The sequence below is a fragment of the Acaryochloris sp. IP29b_bin.137 genome (assembly GCF_028285745.1).
Taxonomy (GTDB): Bacteria; Cyanobacteriota; Cyanobacteriia; order Thermosynechococcales; family Thermosynechococcaceae; genus Acaryochloris.
The window spans coordinates 1-3057 of record NZ_JANQOP010000165.1 but is presented as its reverse complement, the minus strand read 5'-3'; the positions used below and the strand labels follow the sequence as shown (position 1 = coordinate 3057).

Here is a 3057-nt window from a genome sequence, read left to right as displayed (position 1 = left end):
CTGCGGGGTCTAAAGACTTGGAACTGGGTGGGGGGTGGCCCCATTAAGGTAAAGAGTTCTTGTAGCTCTGCCACCAGCCAATCAGGACTGACGTTGGGTTCAGGGCAAAGCCGATGGCAGGCCATTTGGGTTTGCGGATCATAAACGGTGAGTTCCCAGAGGGGATAGTCCTCAGTATTCTTAAGAGGACGGCGATCAAAGTCTACTTGCCAGATCGTCATCGTTTCTGCCTTCTCCATCGGTCAACAGTTGCCCCCCATGAGCCCAACTCCTCTATCCTCTGATATTCAAGACATCTTTAACCGCATTGCCCCTGTTTATGATGATCTGAATCAATGGTTGAGCTTGGGCCAGCACCGCATTTGGAAAATGATGGCGGTCAAATGGGCCAATCCCCAACCGGGTGATCAAGGATTAGACATTTGCTGTGGCAGTGGAGATTTAGCCAGACTGTTGGCTCAAAAAGTATCCCCAGGTAAGGTGACTGGAGTCGATTTTTCCTCAGAGCAACTGGCGGTTGCCGAGCAACGCAGCAAGACCCAATACCCTCATTTATCCCTGGACTGGGTAGAAGGAGATGCCCTGGAGTTGCCCTTTGCCACCGATCAGTTTGACTGCATCACGATGGGATATGGCCTCCGCAATGTCACCGATATTCCCCGATGTCTGGGCGAAATTTATCGGGTGCTGAAGCCCGGTGCTCGTGTGGCGATTCTAGATTTTCATCAACCCCAGCAGGTTTGGATCCAGCAGTTTCAAGATTGGTATTTGCAATCGGTGGTGGTGCCTGTGGCTCAGCGCTATGGCCTCACGGATGAATATGCCTATATAACGCCTAGCCTAGAGCGGTTTCCCCCCGGGCCAGAGCAGGAAAGACTAGCGAAAGATTCTGGATTAACTGATGTGACCCACTACCCGATTGCTGGGGGATTAATGGGGGTTTTGGTGGCAATGAAACCTACCGGCAAAGAACGGCGGGCTTTTAGCTGATTTCGCCTTGAAGTGATCTTTGACTCTCGATATGTACAAATATGATTTTGTTATTCTCGTTCAGCTATTTGGCAATCATAGCCTTAAGCTCATCTAGCGATGTATTCAAGAGCTGAGCAGCATTCGCTAGCCAGTCATCGTCAGGGTGTTCTTTGTAGAATCGAGCCAAATTTCTACAGGACACTTCCAATCCAGCTTGATCATTCACTTCAACTGTGATTTGTAAATCTTGAAGATAGAACCTTTTTGCGGCTGATATGTCATTTAATACTTCAGCAACTATACCAAGCTGATGGTAGGTCATCGCTTGACCATTGCGATTATTGGTTTCAATTGCGATATCAAGCGCCTGCTGATAATAAGTCCGGGCTTGCTCATACTCCCGTAGCTCTTCAGCAACCATACCGAGCTGGTGGTAGGTCGCAGTTTGACTATTGCGGTTATTTATTTCAATAGAAATATCGAGAGCTTGCTGATAATAAGTCTGGGCTTGCTCATACTCCCGTAGCTGTTGAGCAACTCTACCAAGCTGATGGTAGGTCATCGCTTGACCATTGCGATTATTAGTCTCAATCATGATATCGAGTGCCTGCTGATAATAAGCGAGGGCTTGCTCATACTCCCGTAGCTGTTGGGCAACTCTACCGAGTTGGTGGTAAGCCATCGCTTGGCCATTGCGATTATTGGTCTCAATATCGGTATCAAGCGCCTGCTGATAATAAGTCCGGGCTTGCTTATAGCGTCGACAATTTAAGAGGACATCTCCTAATTTGAAAATAATGTACGCTTGTTTTGACTGATTCTTACTATTGCCAGCTTGTTCAAGCGCTTGCCTATAAGCATTGAGTGCAGATTCATAAGCACATTGCTGACTATAAGCATCCCCTAGCTCGGTCAACAGGGTCGTTAAAAGGGGAGATTTTGAATTTTGGCGTTGCAGCCCATCAATTTGTTGTTGTAAGTCTGAAATTGTATGGGCTAATGTTGTCAGATCATCGGCTTCAAGTGCAAAGGCAGTATCATCTTCCGGTCGCATAGGTGAGTAAGCTTGCTCAGCTCCCTTTGGTTGAGCTTCAAATTCAAATACACCACTGCGCCAACTCCAAAAATCTGGGGCTTGCTGTGATATTCCTGTCGCCACAGGGTCAGATAACCAGATCACCACTGGAAATTTAAACTCCCGTAGTGCTTCCCGAGTCCATTGCAAAGAGAAAAAGAATTTTTCCTGTTCAGATTTATCCTCTGCTAGCCGAACCCCAAACAAACTCGAACTACCCAACACGGTCACTACTGCATTTGATTGCAACCCAGGGTTATATTTGACGAATTCATCCAGAGCCACTTTAAGACTAGGTGCCTTTGGATTTATGCCAACTCGATCAAGCGTAAATCCTTCATTAGCTAGAGTCTTCTCATACTGCTGGATGAGCAGATCTCGAAGCTCGTGATCATCACAAACAGCCAAAAATAAATCGAGGTGATGGGCATTGGCACGAATCGAGATAATTAGTTTACTCAATTCGCGCTGATTATGAGGGCTGAGTTTTGCCTGCATCACCATGATGCTACTTAGGTAGAAGAGGTCAATAACTGTTTGCGCTGCAATAAATCCGTTACCAATGGATGCAGGTCGTACCACAAATCATCATTTTCATATTCCAACACATAGAGACCATGCAGTAATTCTAGAAACTCTGAACTTTGGGCATCCGGGGGCGTAAAGTCCGCATAGATTTTGACCAGCAATTCATAAAGTTGGCTGCCTAAACTACGAGCAAATTGATTCCGTAAGGTTTTGACGGCTGCCGCTAAGATATCGGCATCAATCACGAGATCGGACTTTGTGGAGGCTAGCTCCAGTTCCAACATACATTCACGGCAACATTCTTGGCTTAAGCGGATAAGTTCTCGTAACACTCCACCACTTAACAACACCAGTTGTCGCCTGACATTAGGGTCAATCAAATCACTATCATTTCTAAGCCTGCGCTTTTAGCGCAGGACTCGTCAGGTTTAACCTATCCCGCGGTAGAAAAGTCTCCTTCGATCAATGCAAAGGAGACGAAA

The 3057-nt window shown here is 46.5% G+C and carries 4 protein-coding genes; 1 reads left to right on the top strand and 3 read right to left on the bottom strand.

The window, feature by feature from the left end; translation table 11 throughout:
* Positions 1-221 (bottom strand): Tab2/Atab2 family RNA-binding protein (locus Q0991_RS12300; RefSeq protein ID WP_299488921.1); only part of this gene is annotated, 221 nt, incomplete at its 3' end.
* A gap of 37 nt (positions 222-258) precedes the next feature.
* Here Q0991_RS12300 and ubiE point away from each other — a divergent pair.
* Entirely contained in the window at positions 259-990 is a 732-nt protein-coding gene (ubiE, locus tag Q0991_RS12295; RefSeq protein ID WP_299488919.1) for a bifunctional demethylmenaquinone methyltransferase/2-methoxy-6-polyprenyl-1,4-benzoquinol methylase UbiE, read from the top strand.
* Positions 991-1054: 64 nt separating this feature from the next.
* On the opposite strand, the gene Q0991_RS12290 is transcribed toward ubiE, so the two are convergent.
* Both Q0991_RS12290 and Q0991_RS12285 read right to left on the bottom strand, forming a co-directional pair.
* Entirely contained in the window at positions 1055-2629 is a 1575-nt protein-coding gene (locus tag Q0991_RS12290; RefSeq protein WP_299488917.1) for a tetratricopeptide repeat protein, read from the bottom strand.
* A complete protein-coding gene (locus Q0991_RS12285) occupies positions 2560-2955 on the bottom strand; it encodes a hypothetical protein (RefSeq protein WP_299488915.1) in 396 nt (131 codons plus the stop codon). The genes Q0991_RS12290 and Q0991_RS12285 overlap by 70 nt, the downstream gene beginning before the upstream one ends.
* Positions 2956-3057: the final 102 nt, after the last annotated feature.